Genomic DNA, 24,075 nt, shown 5'->3' on the forward strand with positions numbered 1-24,075 from the left:
AGCAAACATAGATGAAGCTACGTAGTATTTTATTAACCACAACGGCTTTTGTGACTGCATTTGCATTATCATCACTGGCAGGTGAGGTAAGTACTGTACGACTGAATCTGTCACCGGACAATGAAAGTACCATGAGCGCCGGTGAGATGTCCAGCGGCGAGGAGCCCGGTACATACGACAGCACATATTTTATCTATGATTACAGTATATCCGGAACCAGCAACAAACCGAAAATGGCCTATACTTATACCATGGACATCCATCCTGCAGAGGGGTTTACCTTCTCTGACAATTGTGCTGTGGAAGTGAGTGCTGCGACCTCTGTAAGCATTCTTTCAAGAAACAGCCAGAGTATACGTGTCAAGGCGACAACATTCCCCTTCTACGTACTGAAAAATCCGACTAATTTTTCGGAAAGCGGGAATGAGATAACCTGGGATAAGGTTGAATATGCAGATAAGTATTCCGTCTATATTTACTGGGAAGACAGCAATGGCGATGACCACGAAACTCACACGTCGGTTACCAATACCAAACATAAAGTGAGTATTTCGAGTTATAATTCCAATGACCGTTCCCTTAATTATATTTCGGTACAGGCACAGGCCAGCGGAGACGGTGGAAAATTTATCGCAAGTTCTCAATATGTAAGAAGTGATGGCGGAATAGATGACGACAAGAGTGAATCGGAGTATATTTTTAATATTCCTGTGGCAAGATCCAATTCACTGACTACATCATCTTCTACCGCAACGGTTAAGAACAGTGCGGAGAATGTATTCGGACCGGGATTCAATCTTCAGAATGGTCCGGGAACCACCAACTCATCAGAAGGCACCTGGATGCAGTATATGAATGACTGGTACTATTGTAAGGACGGAGTGTTCCTTACCGGATGGATATGCCCGGATGGTGTTAACAGATATCTCCTCGGACCAAACGGAGCGATGCTTACGGGGTTGCAGAGAGCAGATGGCAAATGGTATCTTCTGAATACCGAAGAGGGTTCAACAAAGGGCGCAATGCTCGTTGGCTGGTGGAAGATAAATGATAAGTGGTATTATTTCAATGATCAGTTTGGTGATGATTATGGCGCTATGCTGACAGATACTACTACACCGGATGGAAAACATGTGGGTTCTGACGGAGCCTGGCTTGGATTCTAATTTTAATAACGTAAGTGAGGATAGGTAATGAAGAAAACAGCACTTGTAATTATGGCGGCAGGACTTGGTTCACGTTTTGGCGGCGGGATCAAACAGCTTGCAAAACTCGGACCAAGCGGAGAGATCATCATGGATTATTCGATTCATGATGCCATCGAAGCAGGATTTGATAAGATAGTTTTCATTATAAGAAAAGATATCGAGAAGGATTTCAGAGAGATAATCGGAAACCGTATCGAAAAGGTGGCAAAGTGCGAGTATGCTTTCCAGGAGATAGACAAGCTTCCTGAGGGATATTCGGTTCCGGAGGGACGCACAAAGCCCTGGGGAACAGCTCATGCTCTTATCCAGGTTCGTGATCTCATCGATTGCCCCTTCGCTGTTATCAATGCCGACGATTTTTATGGCAAGGAAGGCTTTAAGCTCATCCATGATTATCTTGTAAATCAGATGGATGATAATGCTTCTGCCTTTGATATCTGTATGGCAGGCTACATCGTTGGAAATACGCTTTCAGACAACGGTACTGTTAACCGTGGTGTATGCAGAATGGGTGAGAATGATTATCTTAAGGAGATCAACGAAACCTATGATATCGAGAAGCGTGCTGACGGAAGCCTTGTAGGAAGTGATGCAAACGGAAATGAAGTAAGAGTTGACGGTGATGCCATTGTTTCCATGAACATGTTCGGTCTTCCGGAGAAGTTCCTGGATACACTCATTGAAAACTTCCCTGCATGGCTTGATAAGAATGGAAAAGAGATGAAGTCAGAGTATCTGCTTCCTCAGGAGATAAGCGGTCTTATGCAGGAAGGAAAGGCAACAGTAAGAGTTCTTAAGGATCGCGACAAGTGGTTTGGTGTTACTTATGCAGAAGATAAGGAAGCCGTTCAGAAATCCCTTAAGGATCTTGTGGACAAGGGAGTTTATCCTTCCAGTCTTTTCTGAGAAGACCCATTGATCAGTGTTTCTGTTATCAGGAAACATTGAACCAATGTTGTTGTCTTAAATATAGTGCCGGCAGAGGCACTAAAAAAAGTGAAACGGAACATAGGTTTTAATGGCTGATTCATATAGAGAAAACAGAAAGAATGAGCTCAGGAGGAGAGTCGTTGATACAGAGACTCTCCGGGAGCGTGAACATAAGAAACACGAAGAGCGACAGGGCAGAAGGCCCCGTCGTTTCTTGGTGTTTTTGCTTATTATGATAACTGTCATGGTGATAGCTGCAGGAGGATTTTACCTTGCTCACCGGCAATTCCGGGATTTCAGTGTGAACTGGACAGTTGACTTTACGGCACAGGAAGGCGCCATTGACTCGGATTATGAGGAATATTACATTTATGCAGATGGTTTACTGAAGGTAACACGAGACGGAGCTTCCTATATCAATTCTGCCGGAAAGACAATGTGGAATCAGGCTTATGAAATGAGTCATCCCTATGCCGCTGTGAACGGTGACTACTGTGCTATCGGAGATCAGGGTAAGACCACCCTCTTTATAATGAATTCTTCCGGTACTACAGGGCAGGCAGAGACGCACCTTCCCATAAGCAAGCTTTCGGTTTCAGGTACCGGAGTTGTATATGCACTTATAGAAGATTCGGCAGCAAGCCACATAACTGTATTTACCAGAGATGGTGCGGCCCTTGACATTAGCATCAAATCAATCCTGTCGGGTGATGGATATCCTGTAGACATAAGTGTTTCGCCGGATGGAACAGAGCTTATGGTCTCGTTTGTTTCACTTGAAGGAGGCACAATTCAGAACAAGATTATTTTTTATAATTTCGATGAGATAGGTCAGAATGCAGGAAATAATCGTGTTGTAGGTGGATTCACAGAAGATTTTACGGGACATCTTACAGGAAGAGTTCACTTCTCCGATGATACTTATGCACAGGCATTTTATGACGGTGGTATAGCATTTTTCAGCACAAAGGTGCTCACAAGTCCTGAGCTTGTGAATAATGTTGCAATACCCGAGACCATGCGTGCCATAGCCTACTCCGGGGACTATGTCGGCGTTGTGACATTGAACTCAGACGAAAATGTTCAGGAAGCTTACAAACTGACGGTTTACAGATCAAACGGACAGACTGTGTTCAGTACAGCTTTTTCATTCAATATGTCAGGATTTGATATAGACGGAGATAAAGTATTCTTATACAATGACAAGAGTTTGAGAATCTACGATATGAGTGGAAATATCAAGTTTGATGAGAATCTGGATATTACGGTTTCCAAGGTCAGAGGAACCGGAAAACTCACAACCCCTTTAGGAATGGATATTCTTGTGGGGAGCTCGAGTCTGGTGGAATCTGTAAAAATAAAATAAATAAGTCTTACAGTACTATACCGTCTTAGTGTATAGTACTTATACACATAAAAATGCCGGTAAGGGGGCATGGGTGTTGAAAGATTTAGCCGGTCCATTAGAAAATCAATCAAAATGGATCGGTGTTTCTAAATGGAGGAGATAGTATGAATCAGTATGTTGTTGGTGTAGATGTTGGAGGTACTACAGTTAAGTGCGGCATTTTTGCTATCAATGGTGTACTTATCGATAATTGGGAAGTACCAACAAGGAAAGAAGAGGAAGGAAAATATATTCTTCCTGATGTAGCGGATTCAATAAAGGCTCATATGGCTGAAAAGAAGCTTGAGCTTGATGATATCGAGGGAATCGGAATCGGAGTTCCGGGCCCTGTGCAGCCCGATGGTTACGTTCATGTATGCGTGAACCTTGGCTGGCATGGACATTATCCTGCAAAGGAAATGAGAGAGCTTATGGGCGGAAATATCAGATGTGCGGCAGGAAATGATGCCAATGTTGCGGCCCTTGGCGAAATGTGGCAGGGCGGCGGAAAAGGTCACAGCAATCTACTTATGGTGACTTTGGGAACCGGTGTAGGCGGCGGTCTCATCATTGACGGACACATCATTCCGGGTGTTCATGGAGCAGGAGCTGAGATAGGTCATATCCATGTAAGAGACGGAGAACCTGAGCAGTGCAACTGCGGTGGTCACGGATGCCTCGAGCAGGTTGCAAGTGCAACAGGTATCGTTCGCGAGGCAAAACGTACTCTTGCGGCTTCAGAGGAGCCTTCTTCAATGAGAGATTTTGGAGACGGACTTACAGCCAAGGATGTTTGTGACTGTGCAAAGGCAGGAGATCCTCTCGCAGTTAAGAGCCTCGGAACAAGTCTTAAGTACCTTGCTCTTGTAATGGCACAGGTTTCAATGATAACCGATCCTGAGCTTTTCGTAATAGGCGGAGGAGTTTCAAAGGCAGGTCAGTATCTTGTTGATGTGACCAGGAAGTATTATGAAGAATTAACACCGCTCTTAAACAAAAAGGCAGATATCACTTTGGCAACTCTCGGAAACGATGCGGGAATTTACGGAAGTGCAAGACTTGTACTTGGTAATGAATAATTCACTGGGTAATTCAACCGGGACGGAATGTTTATGTTCAGGGAAATGCTGATCTCATCAGTGTTTCCCTGTTATTAGTTTAAACTTTACCGAGGGAGGATTCTCACGGTTGAGAACCTTCCCAGGTGGTTCATTGTTTGCAGGAGAAGACAGAGAATATATAAGGTGAAGAAACAGTGAAGAAATCGTTATTTTTAAAATTCATAGCGGCATATATCATATTTGGTGTGCTGGGCTTCTCTGTTGTGGCCATTCTGTCCTCCAGGCTTACTTATCGGTATCTGGTTCAGGAGAGGGCCAACAGTCTCTACAGTGAGGCAACCCTCATTGCCACAACTTACTCTGAAACAAAGGATACGAGTCTCAGTGAAGCGGTGGTTACCGAACAGATGAACGCAGTCTCCACCTTCCTGGATGCAGATATCTGGATTGTGGATCGTAACGGTGTGATCCTCAGTGATGCGGGCAAGGAAGGATACAAGGGACAGCAGATAGAGGCATTTGATACTACCCGTACCGGAGCAAGGTATGAGGTTGGAACCTATCATAACATGTTTCAGTCGGAAGTTCTTACTGTTATGGCACCCGTGACCAGGGCATATATGACCAGCGGCTATGTGATCATTCATAATTCCATAGACAATATCCTTTCGTCCCAATATGAAATTTTGAATATCGTTTACATAACAGCACTCATCATATTCATTTTGTCGCTGTTCATTCTGGTGGTGTTCTATATCATTGTTTACAGACCACTGAATAAGATAACCATTGGAGCGACTAAATATGCGGCCGGAGATTACAGCTATAAGATAGAAACGAAGTCAAGAGATGAAATGGGTTATCTTGCGGAGACTCTTAATTTTATGTCGGATGAGATATCAAAAGCTGATGACTATCAGAAACAGTTTATCGCCAATGTCAGTCACGATTTCAGATCTCCTCTGACATCCATAAAGGGATATCTTGAGGCTATACTTGACGGAACCGTTCCAAAGGAGCTTGAGGAAAAGTATCTCAGGAGACTTATTTCCGAAACAGAGAGGCTGACAAAGCTTACCAGGTCAATGCTTAATCTTGGTACTCTTGATAAAAAGGGGTTCCTCAGCAGGACAAACTTTGACATTAACAGAGTTATAAGAGATGTCTGTGCCAGCTTTGAAATGACCTGTCAGCAAAAAGAAATAGTCTTTGAGCTGACTTTTGCGGAAAAGAAGGAAATGGTCTATGGGGATTACCCGAAGATCCAGCAGGTACTGTATAACCTTATAGATAATGCATTGAAGTTCAGCAATCCGAAGTCCTCTATAAAGATCACCACCGGATCGAGAGGAAGTAAAGTTTTTATCTCTGTAAAGGATACAGGAATCGGTATACCCAAAAAAGACGTACAGAAAATCTGGGACAGATTCTACAAAGCTGATCAGTCCAGAGGCAAGGACAAACATGGCACCGGCCTCGGCCTCAGCATTGTAAAATCCATTATCAGCGCCCATGGCGAAAACATCGATTGCATCTCCACCGAGGGTGTTGGTACGGAATTTGTTTTCACATTGCCTGTGGCATATTATCCCGAGCAGGAATAAATCTAAGAATCTAAGAATAAATATCCAGGAATGCAAGAATAAATCTAAGAATTGTTAAGAGCCGAAGGGAAAATCCCCTCCGGCTCTTTTGATCTATGGGTTTCTTTGCCCCATTCGGATACTATAATCCGCAAGCTTCTTTACTCACTCGGATTGTATTATCCACAGGTGAGTAGTAGCCCACTGAGAATGGTTCACACTGATACCTGCGTGACTCAAAACACATAATTTTTAAAGTGAGTCATTGGTTGAGATAAAATTCATTGACTGCAAATTTGATAATATCTGATATAGGTCAAGACGGAAGCTAGTCATTGATGACTTCAAACTCAGTAATAACCGATATGAGTCAAGACGGAAGCTAGTCATTGATGACCTCAATTCAAGAAATCTTCAGGAGAGTCAAACACTGAGTCTTATCAGGATGATTCAAGAGCTTACATTCATCAATCTGAGTCATATTTTTGTGAATCTATCAGTGGATTAAGAGAAAATGTGAAGAAAATGCAAGGGATGGGTGGCAAGGCTTGCGAGTTGAAAAGACACCTCCGTGGACATGTCAAATCAGTATGCACACACCTGTGCATACTGGGCGAACATGTCCACGGAGGTGTCTTTTCAATCTCGTGGGCCGTCACACGTCCCTTGCATTTTCTGTACCATTTCACTACTTTTCCGGTTTCACCCAACTCTGAACTTGTACCCGATGCCCCAGACAGTAGAGATCTCCCATTCCATGTTGCCGGAGATCTTTTCGCGGAGGCGCTTTATGTGAACGTCCACGGTGCGGCTGTCACCGGCGAACTCGTAGCCCCATATGTGGTCAAGCAGCTGTTCACGGGTGAAAACCTGATTCGGAGATGAAGCAAGGAAGAACAGAAGCTCCAGTTCTTTTGGCGGCATCTCTACAGCATGTCCTTTATAGAATACGGAATAATTTGTTTTATTGATGATGAGATCCGTATACTCTATGTAGTTTCCGCTGCGAAGTGCTTCTTCACCTTCGCTGACGGCATGGCTGCGTGATGAATCTGCTGCTGTCAAAGTAGTCAGCTCCTGTTCGTGCTGATATCTTCTGAGAACAGCCTTTACACGAGCTACAAGCTCTTTGGATTCAAAGGGCTTTATCATGTAATCATCAGCCCCAAGTTCAAGACCAAGTACCTTGTCAAAGGTTTCGCCCTTTGCGGAAAGCATGATCACCGGAACCTGACTTGCGGCGCGAAGTCTTCTGCACACTTCATAGCCGTCGATGCCGGGAAGCATGAGATCAAGGATCACAAGATTCGGTTTATATTCAGGAAAGAGCCTGAGAGCCTCTTCGCCGTCTTCGGCACACATGGTGTCGAACATTTCCTTTTCGAGATATAAGGAGATGAGCTCTGAAATATTAGAGTCATCATCTACAATCATAATTCTTTGTTTTTCAGCCATTTCCCCTCCCCTGAGTCAGACCTCTAACAGATTAATTTTATATTAGATATCGCGCATTCAGCCAAATGATTAATTTCATATAGATATCGCGCATTCAGCTAAACGATTAAATTCATATAGATGTCACGCATTCAGCTAACAGATTAAATTCATATAGATATCGCGCATTCGACTAAATGATTAATATCATATAGATATCGCACATTAGACTAAATGATTAATATCACATAGATATCGCGCATTCAGCCAAATGATTATTTTTCATATAGATTCATTCGGTCAAGCGGGTTTCTGCAAAGCAGATGTGAAACTACCGGCACAATAATTACAGGGTGCCGGATCACTTTTTGAATATTACTATGGTAACACCATCCTGACCTTCGCCGAACTCTCCGAGACGGAAAGACTCAACGTACTTCAGCTTTTTAAGCTGCTGGTGAACTGCCTTCCTGAGGGCGCCGGTTCCGCGTCCGTGAACCACACGGGCCTGCGGAATATGAGAAAGATAAGCATCATCCAGATATTTCTGGAGCTCGGGAATGGCTTCGGCTGTGGTCATGCCGATGAGATTGATCTCCGGAGATATGCCCATGGTCTTCTGCATGCGGATATCACCGCCGGAGGTGCTGCCTTTCTTTTTCCTGCCCATATTTTCAAGTCCGGGACCGGTTACCTTGCCGGTGTCCACAAGTTCTATATCCCTTACGGATACCTTGGTGCGAATGATTCCGGCGGTTACATAAAGCTCTCCTTTATGATCCGGAAGCGTGGATACTGTAGCATTGATATCCATGGATGCAACATGAACGGTATCGCCGATGCGAAGGCTCTTTGCGGAAACAGGCTTTGACGGCCCCTTGATCTTCTGGGATACTGACATGCTTGCCTGGGTATCCTTCAGCTTTTTGTTCAGGGCAGAACGTGTCTTCTCAGCTTCAAGGGTGGCGGCACCGTTCTGCTCCTGACGTCTCAGTTCCTTGACTATGCTGTCTGCGGTTTCCTTTGCGTCCTGAAGAATCTGGGAGGCTTCCTCACGGGCCTTCTGGAGTATCTTGTCACGTCCTTTTTCGACACCCTTGGAGTTCTCTCTTGCACGTCTCTTGTATTCTTCAATCTCAGCCTTATAGCGTTCAATCTCCTGTTTTTCACGCTCTATGGTTACGCGGCTTTCTTCAAGACTCGCGATAACATCTTCGAACTTAACGTCCTCCTTCTCGAGGCGGCTCTTTGCATCATCGATGATGTAACCCGGAAGTCCCAGCTTCTGTGATATGGCGAAGGCATTGGACTTGCCCGGGATGCCTATGAGCAGTCGATAGGTGGGGCTCAATGTTGTCACATCGAACTCGCAGGAAGCATTTTCAACACCGGGAGTTGAGAGAGCGTAAACCTTTATTTCCGCATAATGGGTGGTGGCAACAGTCCTGGTCTTCATGTTGTGAAGGAAATTAAGTATGGCCATGGCAAGGGCGGCACCTTCCGTAGGGTCGGTTCCGGCACCAAGCTCGTCGAAGAGGCAGAGGCTGTGGCTGTCTGCTTTTTCAAGTATCTTAACTGTATTCGTCATGTGCGCAGAGAAGGTGGACAGGCTCTGTTCGATAGACTGTTCGTCACCGATATCTGCGAAAATTTCTTCAAAAACTGAAAGCTCGGAGCCCTCGGAGGCCGGGATGAAAAGTCCGGACTGTCCCATGAGCTGAAAAAGACCTATGGTCTTGAGGCAAACGGTTTTACCGCCGGTGTTGGGACCCGTGATAACCAGCATGTCGAATTCCTTACCGAGATAAACGGTGGTTGGTACAACCTTCTTTGGATCGATAAGCGGGTGCCGTCCGTTAAGGATGGAAATGTAGTACTTATCGTTAAGCTTCGGCATGGTGGCATGCATGGACTCTGCAAATTTTGCCTTTGCAAAAACAAAATCCAGATGTGCCAGAATTGCGATATCATTTCTTATGGTTTCTGTATGAGGCATGAGGGATCCGGATAAGGTCTCCAGAACCTTCTCGATTTCCTTCTTTTCTTCTGCCTCCAGTTCCTTGATGTCATTGTTGAGCTTCACGATGCTCATGGGCTCTATGAATAATGTTGACCCCGTTGAGCTCTGGTCGTGAACCATGCCCTGAAAGCTTGATTTATACTCTGCCTTTACCGGAAGACAGTAACGTCCGTCACGCATGGTGATGACTGCGTCCTGAAGCATTGATCTCGAGCTGTTGAGAATGCTGTTGAGAGAAGTGTGTATGCGCTCCTCGTATACGTGCTTCTTTTTACGCACGGAAAAAAGACCGGCGCTGGCATCGTCAGCAACGGTGTCCTCGGAAAGGATACAGCGGGTGATTTCTTTATTAACCGGTGAGAGGGGTTCAATGTCTCTGAAGTAGCCTGAAAGGCTGTCATCACTGCCCACAATTTTTAATTGTGGGAGCCGCGCGGCTTTGAGCGGTTCAGAAGAATCCGTAAGGATTCTTTCTTTGCCTACAGTGTCCTTGAGCTTCTCAGGATCCGGCTGGTTTTTCGTGTAGTGAGCATTAAGCCGGACAGCTCTCGGCACAGGTTTCTTTTCCTCAGGTGCCTTCTCGGAGTCTCTTGCATAGGCCTTTGCACGGCCTGCGGCAGTGAGTACTCCGCTTATCTGAAGGAGCTCCGGTATGGAAAGAGATGCAGCGATATCAAGTCGTTTGAGACTGTCATTTACATCTCTGACTCCCGAGAAGGAGATATTGCCATGGAGCCCCAGACGAAGCAGGGCAGCATCTGTTTCCAGAAGATTCTGCTCGATTTCGTTAATGTCTACAGAGGGCAAAAGCTCTTTGACCAGATGTTTACCCATGGGAGAGTTTGCATATCCCTCGAGGCGTTCCTTTATTTTATTAAATTCCAATGTGTTTAAAGCTTTATCATTCATGCAATTCAGTATAGCAAATGAGGAAGGCTTTTGCCACTTACTAAAAGCTGTCGGTTTTCGTGCTGCCGGGTTATACACCGGGGAAGGTTCTCGCGGGCGAGAACCTTCCCCGATGGATAACCCGGTGGAATTCCGTTTGCACTTTCTTGCGTGTATCCTACAGGTTGTATATAATAAGTGCTATGGGAGAAAACGACTTTATAAAAGAGAATATTGTGGGACGAAAAGAGGGCTGGAAAAAGACGACCAGGCACTATATCAGGATCGCTTTTTCGGCACTTTTATTTGGTGTACTCAGCGCCGGAACATTTGCGGCTACAAGGCCGTTGTTTTCCGATTTTTTCCATAATGAAGAGCAGGAAACGGTTAAATTTGAGACAGGATCAATGCCGGAGGAGACTGAACCGGAAACTGAAACCGGGTCAGAAACCACAGAGGAGGTTACCGAGCCTTCTGAGGCAGAAACCACAGAGGAGGTTACTGAATCCCCTGAGCCGGAAACCACAGAGGAGGTTACTGAAGCTCCGGAAACGGATACTGCCGTTGAGACTGTACCTATAGAAGAAGTGGTAAGGGACGAAGTACGTAACTATGAGTACAATATCGAAGATTACAAACGCCTGAACAACACATTGAAAAAGGTGGCTCTCAGCGCGGATTATGCTCTCACAGAGGTCAGGAGTCGTGTTACAGATACGGACCTTTTTGGAGAGCATGTAAAATCAGGAAGCAGTGCCTCAGGTGTGATTATAGCCAGAACCTCCGGGGAGATACTTATCCTTACAACAGATTCGGTTCTTAAGGATGCAGGTGATATTGAGGTGGTATTCTATGGAGGCAGAACCTACAGCGCTTCAGTTAAGGCTGTTGATGAAACGGATGGAATAGCGGTAGTCACAGTTCCTTTATCAACCATTACATTCAGGGACAGTCAGGTTATCAAAAACATAGAGATCGGTGATTCTTCAATGCTTCAGAGGGGAGATATGATCCTTGCGGTGGGAGCCCCTGCGGGAGCCTACGGTTCATCCACCGTGGGGTCTGTAGCTTCAGTTTCCTACGATGAGATCCAGGTAGACGGCTATTTTAAGGATATGATCGCAGATGTAGACATTGACCCGAAGTATGGCAGCTTTGTTATAAATACTGCCGGAGAGCTGGTGGGATGGCTTGATTCGGATGAAAGTGATGCAGAGGGTTATCACAGAATAAAGGGTATTTCGGATTATATCGATGAGATTGAAACCATCTCCAATGGTACGAGATATCCGTATCTCGGTATCAGAGCCCAGGAGCTCACGTCCGATATTACCGATGAAATCACTGAGGCGGATTTTCCGAAGGAGGGGCTGTATATCCAGTCCTGCGTCAAAAACTCTCCTGCCTATAATGCAGGTATTCAGAATGGGGACGTTCTTGTGAAGTTAAATGATGAAGAGATCAAAAGTATCTCTGACTATGAAACTGCACTCAGGAAGCTGACCGGTGAAGAGCAGGCCGTGATCACTATCATAAGGCAAAACGGATCGGGGTACCAGGAGGCTGATTTCTCGGTGACCGTTGCGGGAAGATAAAAAACATGATAGTATGAGCAGCGTGCCACGGCTTCGGTAAGTGGCATACCCGCCCGAAAATGAATCGGTTTTCAGTGCGGTAACTACTCATAAACAAAACCCTAACTTATTAGAAAGACAGATTGTATGGAAATAAACGAGTTTTTTAAAGAAATGAACGGAGATTCCGCCGGTGCGCCGGGGATGAGATTTATCGAGAATTTTTATGACGGAGCAAGGGTTTCGGACGTATATCTCGTAAAGACAAAGAATGCAGCTCTTACAAAAAACGGTAAAGAGTACCTCAATGTGATCCTGCAGGACAGAACAGGTCAGGTAGATGCCAAGGTCTGGGAGCCCAATTCTCCCGGAATCAGTGATTTTGATGTGCTGGATTATGTTTATGTAGAGGGTAATGTTACTGTTTACAACGGCAGCAACCAGTTAAGTATTCAGAGACTGAGAGTTGCAAAGGAAGGATCATTTGATCCGAAGAACTACCTTCCGGTGTCTTCAAGACCGGCTGCAGAGATGGAAGCATCCCTTAGTCAGTTTATAAAATCCGTTAAGAATCCGTACCTCAATAAGCTTTTAAATATCATATTTATGGAGGATGCAGATTTTCATAAGAAATTTATGCTTCACAGTGCGGCAAAGTCGGTTCATCACGGTTACGTGGGAGGACTTGCGGAGCATACATTATCTGTGGCCGGTATATGCGATGATTTTGCCAAGCGCTATCCTGATCTTCACAGAGACCTTTTAGTGACTGCGGCTCTCTGCCATGATATCGGTAAGGTAAGGGAACTTACAGCATTTCCGAGAAATGATTACAGTGATGAAGGTCAGCTTATCGGACATATCGTTATCGGATACCAGAGGATAACAGAAGTCGCAGGCAGTATCGAAGGTTTCCCCCCAACTCTTGCTGCGGAGCTTGGACACTGTATCCTGGCTCATCACGGGGAGCTTGAGTTTGGTTCACCAAAGAAGCCGGCACTTATGGAGGCTATGGCACTGTCTTTTGCGGATAATGTTGATGCCAAGCTTGAGACCATGAGAGAGGCTCTTGATGCGGCGGATAAAAACGGAAAGGCTTCCGAAGGAGACGGATGGATAGGATTTAACCGTCTTATCGATTCAAATATGAGAAGAACAAGCAACGAGTCCTGAAAAAGGACTCGTTTTTTTATACCTTATGATTTGTTCTTTGATCATGTAAGAATTCTATTCTATTTTTGTAATATTTATTTTCATGTAATTTCTTAATATATATATCCTTTCGTGCCGATGTTTCCTATAGGGTTATTGAGAGCCCACGATTTGCTTTTTGATCGTGGGAGCCACGCGGCTAAGAGCGGTTCAGAAGAATCCGCAAGGATTCGTGCATAGTGGGATTTTATATAAAGAGGGATAGTATGGATTTTTCAAGATACAGTCAGGATATAATCAAAAAGGTAGATTCCCTGGAAGAGAACAAGAAAGAGGCGTTGGAGTCAACCTTACGGGTGTGCAATGAACTTCTGCAGGTTTCCAGAAGAAGAGGCGATAAGTCGCTTTCAAGTTTGTGTAATTATTATATTGCAAGATACTACTACAATAGGGGTAACTGCAGTGAGTGTGTGAGATATCTGAAAAAAACCATCAAAGATGCTACAGAGTCTGATTCCAAGCTGGAGCTGTGCCGTGCCATAACACTTTTGGCCAGTGCATTCACAAGACAGGGCAATAAGTCCAATGCAATGCAGTGTCTGTCCACTGCCATAAGGATTTCCGAAGAAAACATTGAAAAACATAAGGAGTTTGCACATATACTGATCCGTTCATATCTGGATCTTTCCGATATTTGCTATAACATAGGCAACTATAATGAGGGTATCAAGTTTCAACTTGCCACGGAGAGGTTTTTCTACCTGATAAACAGGGAGAATTTTTACCCGCTTTACTATGTGCGTCATCTTTGCTCTCTGGTGAGATGTTATGTGCTTTTGGGTGATACCACAAACGCCGGAGACATTATCACACAAATGGATAATTATGTTCAGGAGAATAAGAGTATTTCCTTTGAACCTTATATTTCCGTTGCCCATATCGTGTGGAATGAATTTACAGGGGACCATAAGTGGGATGATGCTTATATCGGTAAGATTAACAGCTATTTTTCCTCAAAGAATTTTAAGGGGGATTACGTTTCGGAGTATTTCTTTATACTGAACATTCTGGCGGAAAATGAGAGTTATGTGGATTATTTCAAGAATCTTTCCATAAAAATGGAGAATTTCCTGAATTATACGGATCTTTACGGATTCAAGCAGGAGCTTTGCAACATAAAGCTCAATTTTTATGAGAACAGCCAGAATAACAGCAGGAAGTTCGAGGAACTTGAGAAGTTCCGCGAGTATTCCAATGCGGCTTTGCATGCTCAGAATCGTGCCATGAGTTTACTGATTGAAGTTGATGTTATGGACTTTTTGGATTATGATTTCAGAGCGGCTTTAGAGAAACGTACAGTAGAAGATGACCTGACAGGGCTTCCAAACCGTAAATCTTTTAATGATATGGCAGACAGGTTCTTTGAAAGATGCTCGGCTAAGCATATGACTTTCGGAATCGCCATGCTTGATATCGACAATGTGAAACGTATAAACGATATGTATGGTTATGGAACCGGTGATCGTTGCCTGGTGGAGTTTTCCAATGTCCTTAAGAGATATGTATCAGAACATCTTTATGCTGCAAGATACGATGGCTCGGAGTTTGTATTACTTTTTGAAGACTATAGTGATGATGAAGTTATAGACCGTCTGAGAAGCATAAATGATGATATCCTGAAGGCTATACGTGTGCAGCAGCTCCCGGAGTTTACACTGTCCCAGGGAATATGCATTCACAAACCGGAAAATTACAACAGGATATGGGACTATACCTCCTGCGCAAATCTTGCTCTGGATAAGGCCAGACTGACCGGTACAGGCCAGGCGGTTCTGGTTCATGACAACATAGAACTGAACACCGCTAAAAGTGTCACCCTTAATGTTGCCGGAAAGGTATTTATCGAGCGCAGGTAACGGGATAGTTGTTCAGAGGTTGGCTTCATCCGGAGATAGACTTGGAGGCTAATGCTTCCACCGGAGATTTTCAGATGAAAAAGAATGAACAGTTTACAGTTACAATAGAAGATTTTTCAAGTGAAGGACTCGGCATCGGTAAAACCGATGCCGGGTTTGTGTGGTTTATAAAGGATACTGTCATCGGGGATATGGTGCTGGCAGCAGCCACCAAGGTAAAAAAGAATTATGGATTCGCAAGACTTATAAAGGTTTTGGAAAAAAGTGAATTCCGTGCAGAACCGCCATGCCCCATTGCCGGGAAGTGCGGAGGATGCCAGCTGCAGCAGATGAGTTATGAGGCTCAGCTGAAGTTTAAGCAGGATAAGGTTTATAATGATCTGCTTCGCATCGGTGAGGTGGAGAAGGAGGTTCTGGACGAGACATTTGAACCTGTAGTTGGTATGGCTGATCCTTTCAGATACCGTAACAAAGCCCAGTTCCCTATAGCAAGGAACAAAGAAGGGAAGATCATCGCAGGTTTTTATGCCGGCCGGACACACAGTGTTATCGAGTGTGAGGACTGTCTGCTGGGAGTGAAAGAGAATAAGGTCATACTTGACAGGATCATCGCATGGATGGAGCGCTATGACATTGACCCTTATGATGAAGTTTCAGGTAAGGGGCTGGTTCGGCATGTGCTTATCAGAAAGGGCTTTAAGTCAGGGGAACTGATGGTGTGCCTTGTGATAAACGGAAGGTCGCTGCCGTATAAGGAAGAGCTGGTGAAAGAATTGTGTGGTGCTCAGGAGGGACGCAGGAACGGAACAAAGAGTCCTGAGGGGGCTGATCAGACAGCGGAAAATCACTCCGAAAGAGAAGGCGTTCATGTTGATTCCCTGAGCTTCAGCGTCAACACTGAAAGAACCAACGTCATCATGGGCACTAAGATTGTTGACATCTACGGTCCGGGATACATCGAGGATTCCATCGGAAATATAAAGTTCCGGATATCGCCACTGAGTTTCTACCAGGTAAATCCTGTTCAGACAGAGCAGATGTACGGTGCAGCACTTGAGTTTGCAGACCTTAATGGAACAGAAAACGTCTGGGATCTTTACTGCGGAATCGGCACCATCTCGCTTTTTATGTCACAGAAGGCAAAAAAGGTTTACGGAGTTGAGATAATCCCGGAGGCTATCAGGGACGCAAAGCAGAACGCGGAGCTTAACGGTATTGCCAATGCTGAGTTCTATGTGGGAGCCGCAGAGGAGGTGCTTCCCGAGTGGTACAAACAGCACCCGGAAGAACGCATAGATGTGGTGTGCGTAGATCCACCCCGGAAGGGCTGCGATGAGAGAGCATTGGCAACCATAGTGGAGATGTCACCGGAGAAGCTTGTGTACGTGAGCTGCGACCCGGCAACATTGGCCCGGGATGTAAAGTATCTGAGGAATCATGGGTATGAGCTTAGGAGAGTAAGACCGGTGGATAATTTTTCGCAAACGGTTCATGTGGAGACTGTTGTTCTTTTGTCCCAAAAGAAACCGGACGATTATCTAGAAGTAGAGATCGATCTTGATGAGCTTGATGCAACAAGTGCTGAAACCAAGGCTACATATGCGGAGATTAGGAAATATGTGGCAGACCATAACGATGGAATGCACGTTTCAACTCTTTATATTACACAGGTAAAGAAGAAATGTGGGATTGAGATTAGAGAGAATGTTTGGTCACATAAGTCTGAGAATGCAAAGCAACCACAGTGTCCGCCTAAGAAGGAAAAGGCTATTGTGGAGGCGCTTAGGGCGTATCAGATGATTTAATTAATAACCTACAAGACGAATATAAAAGACACGCTGGAGATATGAATTACAATCCAAGACGTGTCTTTTTGTGTATTTCACTTGTGGGATTGAATCATTATACTCAAAAGTATGTGATCTCACACAGTGTTATAGGTATATTTAAGGTTTAGACAGAGTACATTTCCATTTATAAATGCTTGATTTGTGTGCTTTATGAGATCAATGAATAGTTCTGTCTAAATCTTGCACTATTATAAAAAGGAATCCTTGAACTAAAAGGTATTTTAATTTATATGTTGTCCTACGTTAATGAACCCGAGATCATTGAAGATCTGATGTCATGTTCAGATAAAATGCGGGATTTTTGTGCTATAACCTAAAAACCAGCGGTCGAAGACGGAACGAGTAACCCCGAACGTTTCGTCTAGAGTACACGCCCCTGGCACTTACTTTTAATCGGATTGCATTTTATTGTTACATTTTAAAGTATATATAGATAGGGTATCAAGATTGTACCCTTTGGTATCTGTAATGCCAATTGATTTTTGGCAGATATCACATGCATCGAATTTCGTAAAAATGTACCCACAGCCTCTAGGGCTTGCATTTTTTTCCATAAGTGGCAACATTTTTCTTTCGCAACAGGAAAAGTTCAACTTAATATCATCAATACTCCAATAATTTAAAACAGTTCCCAAAACATGTGTGACAAATCCTCCGTTGCTACGCCTGTAGGTTATCATATCTGGAGTGCAGATAGCAGGGGAAAAAGACATAAGCTCCGGAGAATTGGATATTAACTTTTTAATAAAAGTATTCATCTGCTTTTTAGTTTTTTTGCAATAATCATCGTATAAATCTGAACGATTTATTATCGTACTATCAATGGCATCAAATATTCCGCTAAAGCTATAGTATCCAACATAATTTATGGATGATGCACTGGGAGTTGCATATTCTAGAATTCCAAAGCAGCCGGAACGTTTTTTTCTAGACGAATGCTCTTTGTATCTCATGAGATTTCCAATATTTTGGTCTATACAATTTACAAGCCTACGCATGGCGCATATGCTTTTTCTGTAATCTAGGATAAATGATTTGTTCCGGCTAGAAGTTTTATTAACTATCATATGAATGTTATGGGTTTTAACAGAAGGTCCAGCCAGATATGAAGCCACATGATATCTTGTTGTTTCAATAAGATTATAAACAATATTATGAAGTCTGTAATCTTCTGAAATACCATCAATGTAATCCAATGCCATATTGATTACAAGCATATTTCTGGCATATCCGAAGGCATGTGCTATGCATTTATACAATATTATTTTAGTGGCATGGTTGAGAGAAATATTTCTAACCAGTTCTTCATATATGTTGTAGGGCTGTTGTTGCTTTACTGAAGAATTGATTCTATGTTTAAGCAAGAGTCTTCGAAGCTCATGCATCGTAGCGGCATATTTTGGATTTTCAAAAAGATCTTGATAGGCTTCCCAAAAGAATATGTCATCAAAAGGAATATCAGTTTCTTCCGAAGGAGGAATATTGAATGGATCGTCATATTTCGGAAAATCGTAATGAGTATGATGATTTCTTTTAGATTTATTGATTTGAATCCATGAATTATTATAATCTATTAAGAATTCTCTTATGGCAATCACTTCATCTATGATTTCATCCTTACTTTCATCGTGACTACTTTGGTAATTTTGAAGCGCATCTACAACTTTCATAAGCTCTGTCTGATATATGATATATTTCCATGCAATGTCATGGTCATCAGATATTTTTTGTGCTTGTCGGTTGTCATCACGTGAAAGGTGGAAAGATACTTCATGGTAGCCTGAATCCTGTCCTGAGTTAGATTCATGAAAACCGTTATGCAAAATCGGCTGAAGCCTTAAAGCGAGAGCAAGTTCTAATAATGTATCACTTCCAAAACCATAAGGACCGTCGAATTCATTATTGTTATCGGTATCAAAGTATGTTGAAGAGTCATCAGAATCTTTTTTTCCTATGATATTGATGTAATAATCAAAATCTTTGATCTTCCACTCGTCATACAAAACCTCAGGAATTTCTATTGAATTATTTTCGACATATTTAATATGGTCAGAGGATTCGCCATTGTCTATTATTGGATAAAGCCATTTTATTACGCGCATATCAATTAACACTCCTAGGTAGAATTATTATAAATTTTATCATATTTTGGTCATTATTAACATATTGTTTGTGTGCGTTAGCTGGGGTGATTTGGCGTTTTCGCCAATTAGCGAGCAATAATTATTGCTTTCCATAACAACCATGGTTTATTATATTGTTAATTTGTTTCGGAATTATCAACATGATAAAAAATAGGTTAGATAATACTTAATCACTAAAATACCAATTCAATTAAAAGGAGTATGTATGAAGAAAAAATGGTTATTAATGGCACTGGTTATGGTTTTTAGCTCAGTTGTGAGCACTTGCACTTTTGCTGACACAAATTCCTCTTATTCGCCATATTGGAATATAGACGCTGCTAATAATTGGCATTATACATTGGCAAACGGACAGGCTGTTACAGATGCATGGATACAGGACGAAGTTAGTGGAGACTGGTATCTCATAGACAGTATGGGTAACATGAAATCAGGTATTGTTACATCTAATGGGAAGTATTATCTGTTGGACAATACAAGAGGTACCGGCCATTTTGGTAAGTTACTTAAGAATGGCGATATTTATAATGGAATTACTATTATTGCCGATACATCAGCATCCTATCAAGGGGCTTTGAGTGACACAACACTGAATCAGCTCGCTCAAATGGGTTTATCCACCTACACAGCTGAGAATGTTACAGGAACCAAGCATGTCTCCAATGGAACCGTATTAAGTGGCGGGAGTTCAAGTTCCACAGCTATGACAGGAAACACAGTCTCGGACCCAAACTTAACCCAAGTAAATACAGTTCAAAATCCATCAGCGTTATACCCTGATGAAACAGGAGTAACAGTTGTAAACATATATGACCAATACGCTGGGATTTATCGTGGGGCAGTAACTTTAGCAGGAGTAAACGGTCCAAATCAGACCTACACAAAAGGATATAGCTTTAAGAATCAAGCTGGTGACTATTGTCCTCTTCCAGACAGTATAGTAAGTAAAAATGGAGTTAATCTTTTGGATTACCACACTAGAAAGCCTTTAAGTCAAAGTGAAATCGCGTTACTTGTTTCTGAATTTAATATTCCTGAATCTTCATATTTAGGTGAAACCGTATTTGAACCTTTTAGCTCAGATAGAAATGCTCTAATTAATTTTATAGATTATAATTATACGTTAACTCTTGCAGGTGACCTAGTAGATGTTATGGGTGACTACGATGTTGCCGCCTACGGTCATGTAGATATGTATGGAGTAGCATCATTAAGTCATGTAATGCAGGGTGGATATAATGATTGATGTGGCTAAGTAAAAATAGGGAAGTTTCCAAGATATATATTTCATGAATGTGGGAAAAGTGAACATGATTGCCTAAAACATTATTAATTAATATTACTTTGTGAGGGATATATGAAAAAAAGTTTAAAAGGTTGTGACGATAAAGCGTCTCAAAAAGATCTTTTTAATATACAATCCTATACTAATGGATTGGCACAGTTTATTAAAACATGTAAGACACCAATGACTATAGCGATACAGGGTGATTGGGGTAGCGGTAAAACCTCTATGATGAATCGCTTGAATGACATTATCGGAGAGTCTGCTTTTTGTACAACCATAAATACTTGGCAATATTCTCAGTTTGATCTTGGGAATCAACTTTCCATATCCTTTTTAAGGAGTATTTTAAATGCATTAGAAGCTGATCCCAAAAAAACTACTGTAAAGAAACTTAAGGGAACGCTCGGAATTATATCAAAACATCTATTAAAAAATGCAGCTTTTCAAGCGATTGATATAGTTCCATATGGAGAGGTTGCGTCAAAGGCTATGTCCTCGGCACTTGAGGAAATAAAAAAGAATAAAGAACAGGAAACTGATGATCTCGTCAAGGCAATTGATTCGATAAGAGACGATATTCAAAAGGCAATTAATGAGAAAATAGAGGTTGAGAGTGAAAAAAAGAAAAAAGTAGATAGAGTCGTTTTCTTTATTGATGATCTAGACCGGTTGAAGCCTGGAAAAGCAGTTGAATTGATGGAAGTTATGAAGGTGCTTCTTGAATGTGAGAATTGTATTTTCATACTTGCCATAGATTATAATGTTGTGGTCAGTGGCATTAAAGAAAAGTATGGTAGTGATTTCGATAAAAGTAAAGCTAAAAATTTCTTCGATAAAATAATACAGCTTCCATTTTATTTGCCCGTAGGTAGTTATGATATCGAAAACTATATCAAAGAATTGACAAGGGATACGGATGGAACATTACTGCATGATATAGAAGAGGAAGATATACCGACGATTGTTAATTTAATAAAAACATCTGTAGAATGTAATCCAAGGTCTATCAAAAGAGTAATTAATTCATATATTTTGGCTCGTGTAATATTTGAAAATGAGAACAATCTAAACAAACAAGACAAAGAGACCGGTAAAAGAATAAACATGATAATTTTTGGTGCGTCATGTCTTCATCTTGCCTATGAGGAAGTGTATGATAAGTTACTCAGCGTGTGCGATGTGGATAACATTAAAATTCTCAATGAATTTTTTGAAAAAATATCTGATGACGAAAATTATTTAAAAGGTATCAAATGTGATCTGGATTCAGAAAAAAGTAAAGAAAATCTAATTCGATTTATGGATAATTTAAAACAATGTATCAAAGGAAACAAAGATTATGAAGGCAAAGTCGATTCTGATCAAGAAAATGAAAAAATAACAGATGAGGAGATGCAGTTGTTAAGGAAAGCATTGAAGTCATCTTCAACGACAAGCAGTATAGCGGCAAAATCGCAGGAAAACGATGATGGTCTAAAATTAAAAAAGTTAAGTTATGTTTATGAGGTGCTAAATAGTCTTGATAAGGAGGCGATAAAAACTAGTGATGATAAAAGTATTCTAAGTTTAATCAGCGAAGCAAAGAAGGAAGTAGCTACAAATAATAATGTTTTAGTATCTACAGTATCTGATAAAACTACAAGACGTCTTGGAATAGAATCATCTAAAGAATTTGCAGAGTTAACAAGGGATTTTTTCAATGATGGGGATAAGCTTTTGGAAAAAATAAAAAATAGCACTAAAAATCAAAGTACAAAAGAAATAGATAGTATTTTTAATAGTCTAAGAGATTAAAGAAACATAAAACAAGAATTCGCCAATAAAGGAAAATCCCTTAGGAACTAAGGGCGCACTTCTATACCTACCTATAGGCAGGTATGAGGTGCGCCTTTTCTTTATGCGAAAAGGTATTGCGGGATAGATCCCGGACAAGTCCTGCGGTCTTGTGTTACTTCCGTTTTTTACCTCGTCCATTTCCCCTCATCTGCTTGAGAACATTTGAGTATCGATTAATGATGTCAATGAACAGATCGCGTTCGTAGTCTTCCATTTTGTTGAAATTAATCTGGAATATTTTACTATAAATCGCCCACTGCGCTTTTGTGGTATTGTCGCAGTCCTTGACATCATTCATGGTTGAAGAAGACTGCATGATTTTGTAGTTGATGTCATATGAGCTTGATGTTAAAATAAATTCATGTAAATGAAATTCATTATAATGAAATTCAGGAGAGCGATATGACAATTACAGAAAGAATCATAAAACTTATAAAGCAGAGAAATATGACACAAGTGGAATTTGCAAGGCAAATAGGCATTGCCAACTCTACCATCAGTGAGTGGAAAAAGAAGGGTTCCTGTCCTTCCGCAGATAAGGTAATGGATATCTGTAACGTTTTAAAGGTTACTCCGGAACAGCTTCTGACAGGTAAAGGAATTGATGATGAGGAGGATATTGCTACATCAAATCCGGAAAGCCGTTTTACACCATATGATATTCAAATAATCGATAATTATCATAATTTAAGGGAGGAACAGCAAAAGAGGCTTGTGGCTTATATGGAAACGCTGAAGAAGTTGGATGATTTAGAAAATATATGAATAGAGTCGTAATTCGTGATTTCAAAAGCTTGTATTAAAACTTGAAGTCGCAAAATGCGACTTCAAAAGAAATGGAGACAGATTACAATTGGCTGAAGACAATAGAAATATTTCGGTTATCAAGGATGCAGATAACAACAAAATAGTCATGATCAATGACAATATATTCAAGGGAAAACAGGTTGACTGGGAGGCGGTCGAAAAATACCTTAAGCAATACGTAGGAGACTTCTACAGTATCGCAGAAGACAAGGAAATGATTTATATAGGGACAGAGTTACCCGGGGAATATGCTGGATCTGTTTACACAAAGAAGCTAAAAGGAGCAGTTGCAAAAGCTAAGGCTAATGCCGCTCAGGTTTTGCCGGAGATGATTGAGATTGCTACAAACGGTATTTTTGAGAATAACCGAAAGGCTAAGCACGGCAGAGATGCAAAGAATGGTTGGTACCGATATGAGACTAGATTTGCTGTTCCGATATTTAATGAGGATGGGGAAGTGGTTCGATACAATATATTTAAAGGTCGTTTACTTATAAGACATGCTTCAAGTGGGAAGAAATACCTATATGATGTTTTAGAAATAAAAAAAGAAACGAGCAAGTCCTGTCAGGCATAAGCCCTACCCGGTGAAAACCCATTTCCTTATTAACGATAATAAAGGGATTTTTCTGATCAGTCAAGAAAAATTGAAAGGAATATTATGAAGAAGACTAAATGCTATATTTATACTCGCGTATCTACGGCCATGCAGGCAGCCGGGAACAACACCAGAAAAGGAGAATGCTATTACTGAGGCACTAAAGTTTTTTAAGATGATATAAGTTTGAGGACAGGGAATAAAAAACCTGTCCTTTTTCTATTATTAAAAAATGCTTGGTAAAGTGGTTCGTATAGAAATATCATTGACAAAACTAACAGTGTTAGTATAATAAGACTAACAGTATTAGACAATATGTAATGACCTCCTCTTTGTAGCAACGTGGATTTACCTGTATACTAAAGTTGATAAGACAAAGGTAACAGGGATTACCGCATA

General features: G+C 41.8%; 16 protein-coding genes. 13 read left to right on the top strand and 3 right to left on the bottom strand.

Features of this window, described 5'->3' with window-relative positions; genetic code table 11:
• Positions 1–11 precede the first annotated feature (11 nt).
• The 5 genes from BLV86_RS08200 to BLV86_RS08220 all read left to right on the top strand — a co-directional run bounded on the left by BLV86_RS08200 (position 12) and on the right by BLV86_RS08220 (position 6,190).
• On the top strand, positions 12–1,166 hold the full coding sequence (locus tag BLV86_RS08200) for a hypothetical protein (RefSeq protein WP_090816191.1): 1,155 nt from the start codon (positions 12–14) through the stop codon (positions 1,164–1,166).
• A gap of 27 nt (positions 1,167–1,193) precedes the next feature.
• Complete coding sequence (locus tag BLV86_RS08205) at positions 1,194–2,114, top strand: nucleotidyltransferase family protein (RefSeq protein ID WP_090816193.1); 921 nt, start codon at positions 1,194–1,196, stop codon at positions 2,112–2,114.
• Between the two features lie 112 nt (positions 2,115–2,226).
• The gene (locus BLV86_RS08210) at positions 2,227–3,504 is read left to right on the top strand and encodes a DUF5711 family protein (RefSeq protein ID WP_090816194.1); all 1,278 of its coding nucleotides are present in this window, start codon (positions 2,227–2,229) and stop codon (positions 3,502–3,504) included.
• Between the two features lie 146 nt (positions 3,505–3,650).
• On the top strand, positions 3,651–4,604 hold the full coding sequence (locus BLV86_RS08215; protein ID WP_090816196.1) for an ROK family glucokinase: 954 nt from the start codon (positions 3,651–3,653) through the stop codon (positions 4,602–4,604).
• Between the two features lie 176 nt (positions 4,605–4,780).
• Complete coding sequence (locus BLV86_RS08220; RefSeq protein ID WP_090816198.1) at positions 4,781–6,190, top strand: HAMP domain-containing sensor histidine kinase; 1,410 nt, start codon at positions 4,781–4,783, stop codon at positions 6,188–6,190.
• Positions 6,191–6,871: 681 nt separating this feature from the next.
• On the opposite strand, the gene BLV86_RS08225 is transcribed toward BLV86_RS08220, so the two are convergent.
• Entirely contained in the window at positions 6,872–7,624 is a 753-nt protein-coding gene (locus BLV86_RS08225) for a response regulator transcription factor (RefSeq protein ID WP_031548034.1), read from the bottom strand.
• A gap of 340 nt (positions 7,625–7,964) precedes the next feature.
• Positions 7,965–10,457, bottom strand: coding sequence for an endonuclease MutS2 (locus BLV86_RS08230; protein WP_242873269.1), 2,493 nt, complete (start codon positions 10,455–10,457; stop codon positions 7,965–7,967).
• 290 nt (positions 10,458–10,747) lie between these two features.
• Here BLV86_RS08230 and BLV86_RS08235 point away from each other — a divergent pair, with 290 nt between their 5' ends.
• From BLV86_RS08235 to rlmD, 4 genes are all read left to right on the top strand, one after another.
• Positions 10,748–12,106, top strand: coding sequence for a S1C family serine protease (locus BLV86_RS08235; protein WP_175456478.1), 1,359 nt, complete (start codon positions 10,748–10,750; stop codon positions 12,104–12,106).
• 183 nt (positions 12,107–12,289) lie between these two features.
• Positions 12,290–13,258, top strand: coding sequence for a 3'-5' exoribonuclease YhaM family protein (locus BLV86_RS08240; RefSeq protein WP_031548040.1), 969 nt, complete (start codon positions 12,290–12,292; stop codon positions 13,256–13,258).
• A gap of 245 nt (positions 13,259–13,503) precedes the next feature.
• Positions 13,504–15,153, top strand: coding sequence for a GGDEF domain-containing protein (locus tag BLV86_RS08245; protein WP_031548043.1), 1,650 nt, complete (start codon positions 13,504–13,506; stop codon positions 15,151–15,153).
• A 74-nt stretch (positions 15,154–15,227) separates the two neighbouring features.
• Positions 15,228–16,958 (top strand): 23S rRNA (uracil(1939)-C(5))-methyltransferase RlmD, encoded by a 1,731-nt coding sequence (gene rlmD, locus BLV86_RS08250; RefSeq protein ID WP_090816225.1) that lies wholly within the window; start codon positions 15,228–15,230, stop codon positions 16,956–16,958.
• Between the two features lie 434 nt (positions 16,959–17,392).
• Here rlmD and BLV86_RS08255 read toward each other — a convergent pair whose 3' ends face one another.
• Positions 17,393–19,105 carry a hypothetical protein gene (locus BLV86_RS08255; protein ID WP_090816204.1) on the bottom strand — a complete coding sequence of 571 codons (1,713 nt, stop codon included), beginning with the start codon at positions 19,103–19,105 and terminating at the stop codon, positions 17,393–17,395.
• Positions 19,106–19,352: 247 nt separating this feature from the next.
• Here BLV86_RS08255 and BLV86_RS08260 point away from each other — a divergent pair, with 247 nt between their 5' ends.
• The 4 genes from BLV86_RS08260 to BLV86_RS08280 all read left to right on the top strand — a co-directional run bounded on the left by BLV86_RS08260 (position 19,353) and on the right by BLV86_RS08280 (position 23,655).
• Entirely contained in the window at positions 19,353–20,393 is a 1,041-nt protein-coding gene (locus BLV86_RS08260) for a hypothetical protein (RefSeq protein WP_090816206.1), read from the top strand.
• Between the two features lie 111 nt (positions 20,394–20,504).
• A complete protein-coding gene (locus tag BLV86_RS08265; RefSeq protein ID WP_090816208.1) occupies positions 20,505–22,229 on the top strand; it encodes a KAP family P-loop NTPase fold protein in 1,725 nt (574 codons plus the stop codon).
• A gap of 444 nt (positions 22,230–22,673) precedes the next feature.
• A complete protein-coding gene (locus BLV86_RS08275; RefSeq protein ID WP_090816212.1) occupies positions 22,674–23,036 on the top strand; it encodes a helix-turn-helix domain-containing protein in 363 nt (120 codons plus the stop codon).
• Positions 23,037–23,124: 88 nt separating this feature from the next.
• The gene (locus BLV86_RS08280; protein WP_242873270.1) at positions 23,125–23,655 is read left to right on the top strand and encodes a hypothetical protein; all 531 of its coding nucleotides are present in this window, start codon (positions 23,125–23,127) and stop codon (positions 23,653–23,655) included.
• Positions 23,656–24,075 lie beyond the last annotated feature (420 nt).

The sequence above is a fragment of the Oribacterium sp. KHPX15 genome (genome assembly GCF_900107835.1).
In the GTDB taxonomy this organism is placed as follows: domain Bacteria; phylum Bacillota; class Clostridia; order Lachnospirales; family Lachnospiraceae; genus Oribacterium.

Coding starts and splice junctions, on each gene's coding strand:
- BLV86_RS08200 (WP_090816191.1), top strand. CDS start 12: ATGAAGCTACGTAGTATTTTATTAACCACAACGGCTTTTGTGACTGCA.
- BLV86_RS08205 (WP_090816193.1), top strand. CDS start 1,194: ATGAAGAAAACAGCACTTGTAATTATGGCGGCAGGACTTGGTTCACGT.
- BLV86_RS08210 (WP_090816194.1), top strand. CDS start 2,227: ATGGCTGATTCATATAGAGAAAACAGAAAGAATGAGCTCAGGAGGAGA.
- BLV86_RS08215 (WP_090816196.1), top strand. CDS start 3,651: ATGAATCAGTATGTTGTTGGTGTAGATGTTGGAGGTACTACAGTTAAG.
- BLV86_RS08225 (WP_031548034.1), bottom strand. CDS start 7,624: ATGGCTGAAAAACAAAGAATTATGATTGTAGATGATGACTCTAATATT.
- BLV86_RS08230 (WP_242873269.1), bottom strand. CDS start 10,457: ATGGGTAAACATCTGGTCAAAGAGCTTTTGCCCTCTGTAGACATTAAC.
- BLV86_RS08240 (WP_031548040.1), top strand. CDS start 12,290: ATGAGATTTATCGAGAATTTTTATGACGGAGCAAGGGTTTCGGACGTA.
- BLV86_RS08245 (WP_031548043.1), top strand. CDS start 13,504: ATGGATTTTTCAAGATACAGTCAGGATATAATCAAAAAGGTAGATTCC.
- rlmD (WP_090816225.1), top strand. CDS start 15,228: ATGAAAAAGAATGAACAGTTTACAGTTACAATAGAAGATTTTTCAAGT.
- BLV86_RS08255 (WP_090816204.1), bottom strand. CDS start 19,105: ATGCGCGTAATAAAATGGCTTTATCCAATAATAGACAATGGCGAATCC.
- BLV86_RS08260 (WP_090816206.1), top strand. CDS start 19,353: ATGAAGAAAAAATGGTTATTAATGGCACTGGTTATGGTTTTTAGCTCA.
- BLV86_RS08265 (WP_090816208.1), top strand. CDS start 20,505: ATGAAAAAAAGTTTAAAAGGTTGTGACGATAAAGCGTCTCAAAAAGAT.
- BLV86_RS08275 (WP_090816212.1), top strand. CDS start 22,674: ATGACAATTACAGAAAGAATCATAAAACTTATAAAGCAGAGAAATATG.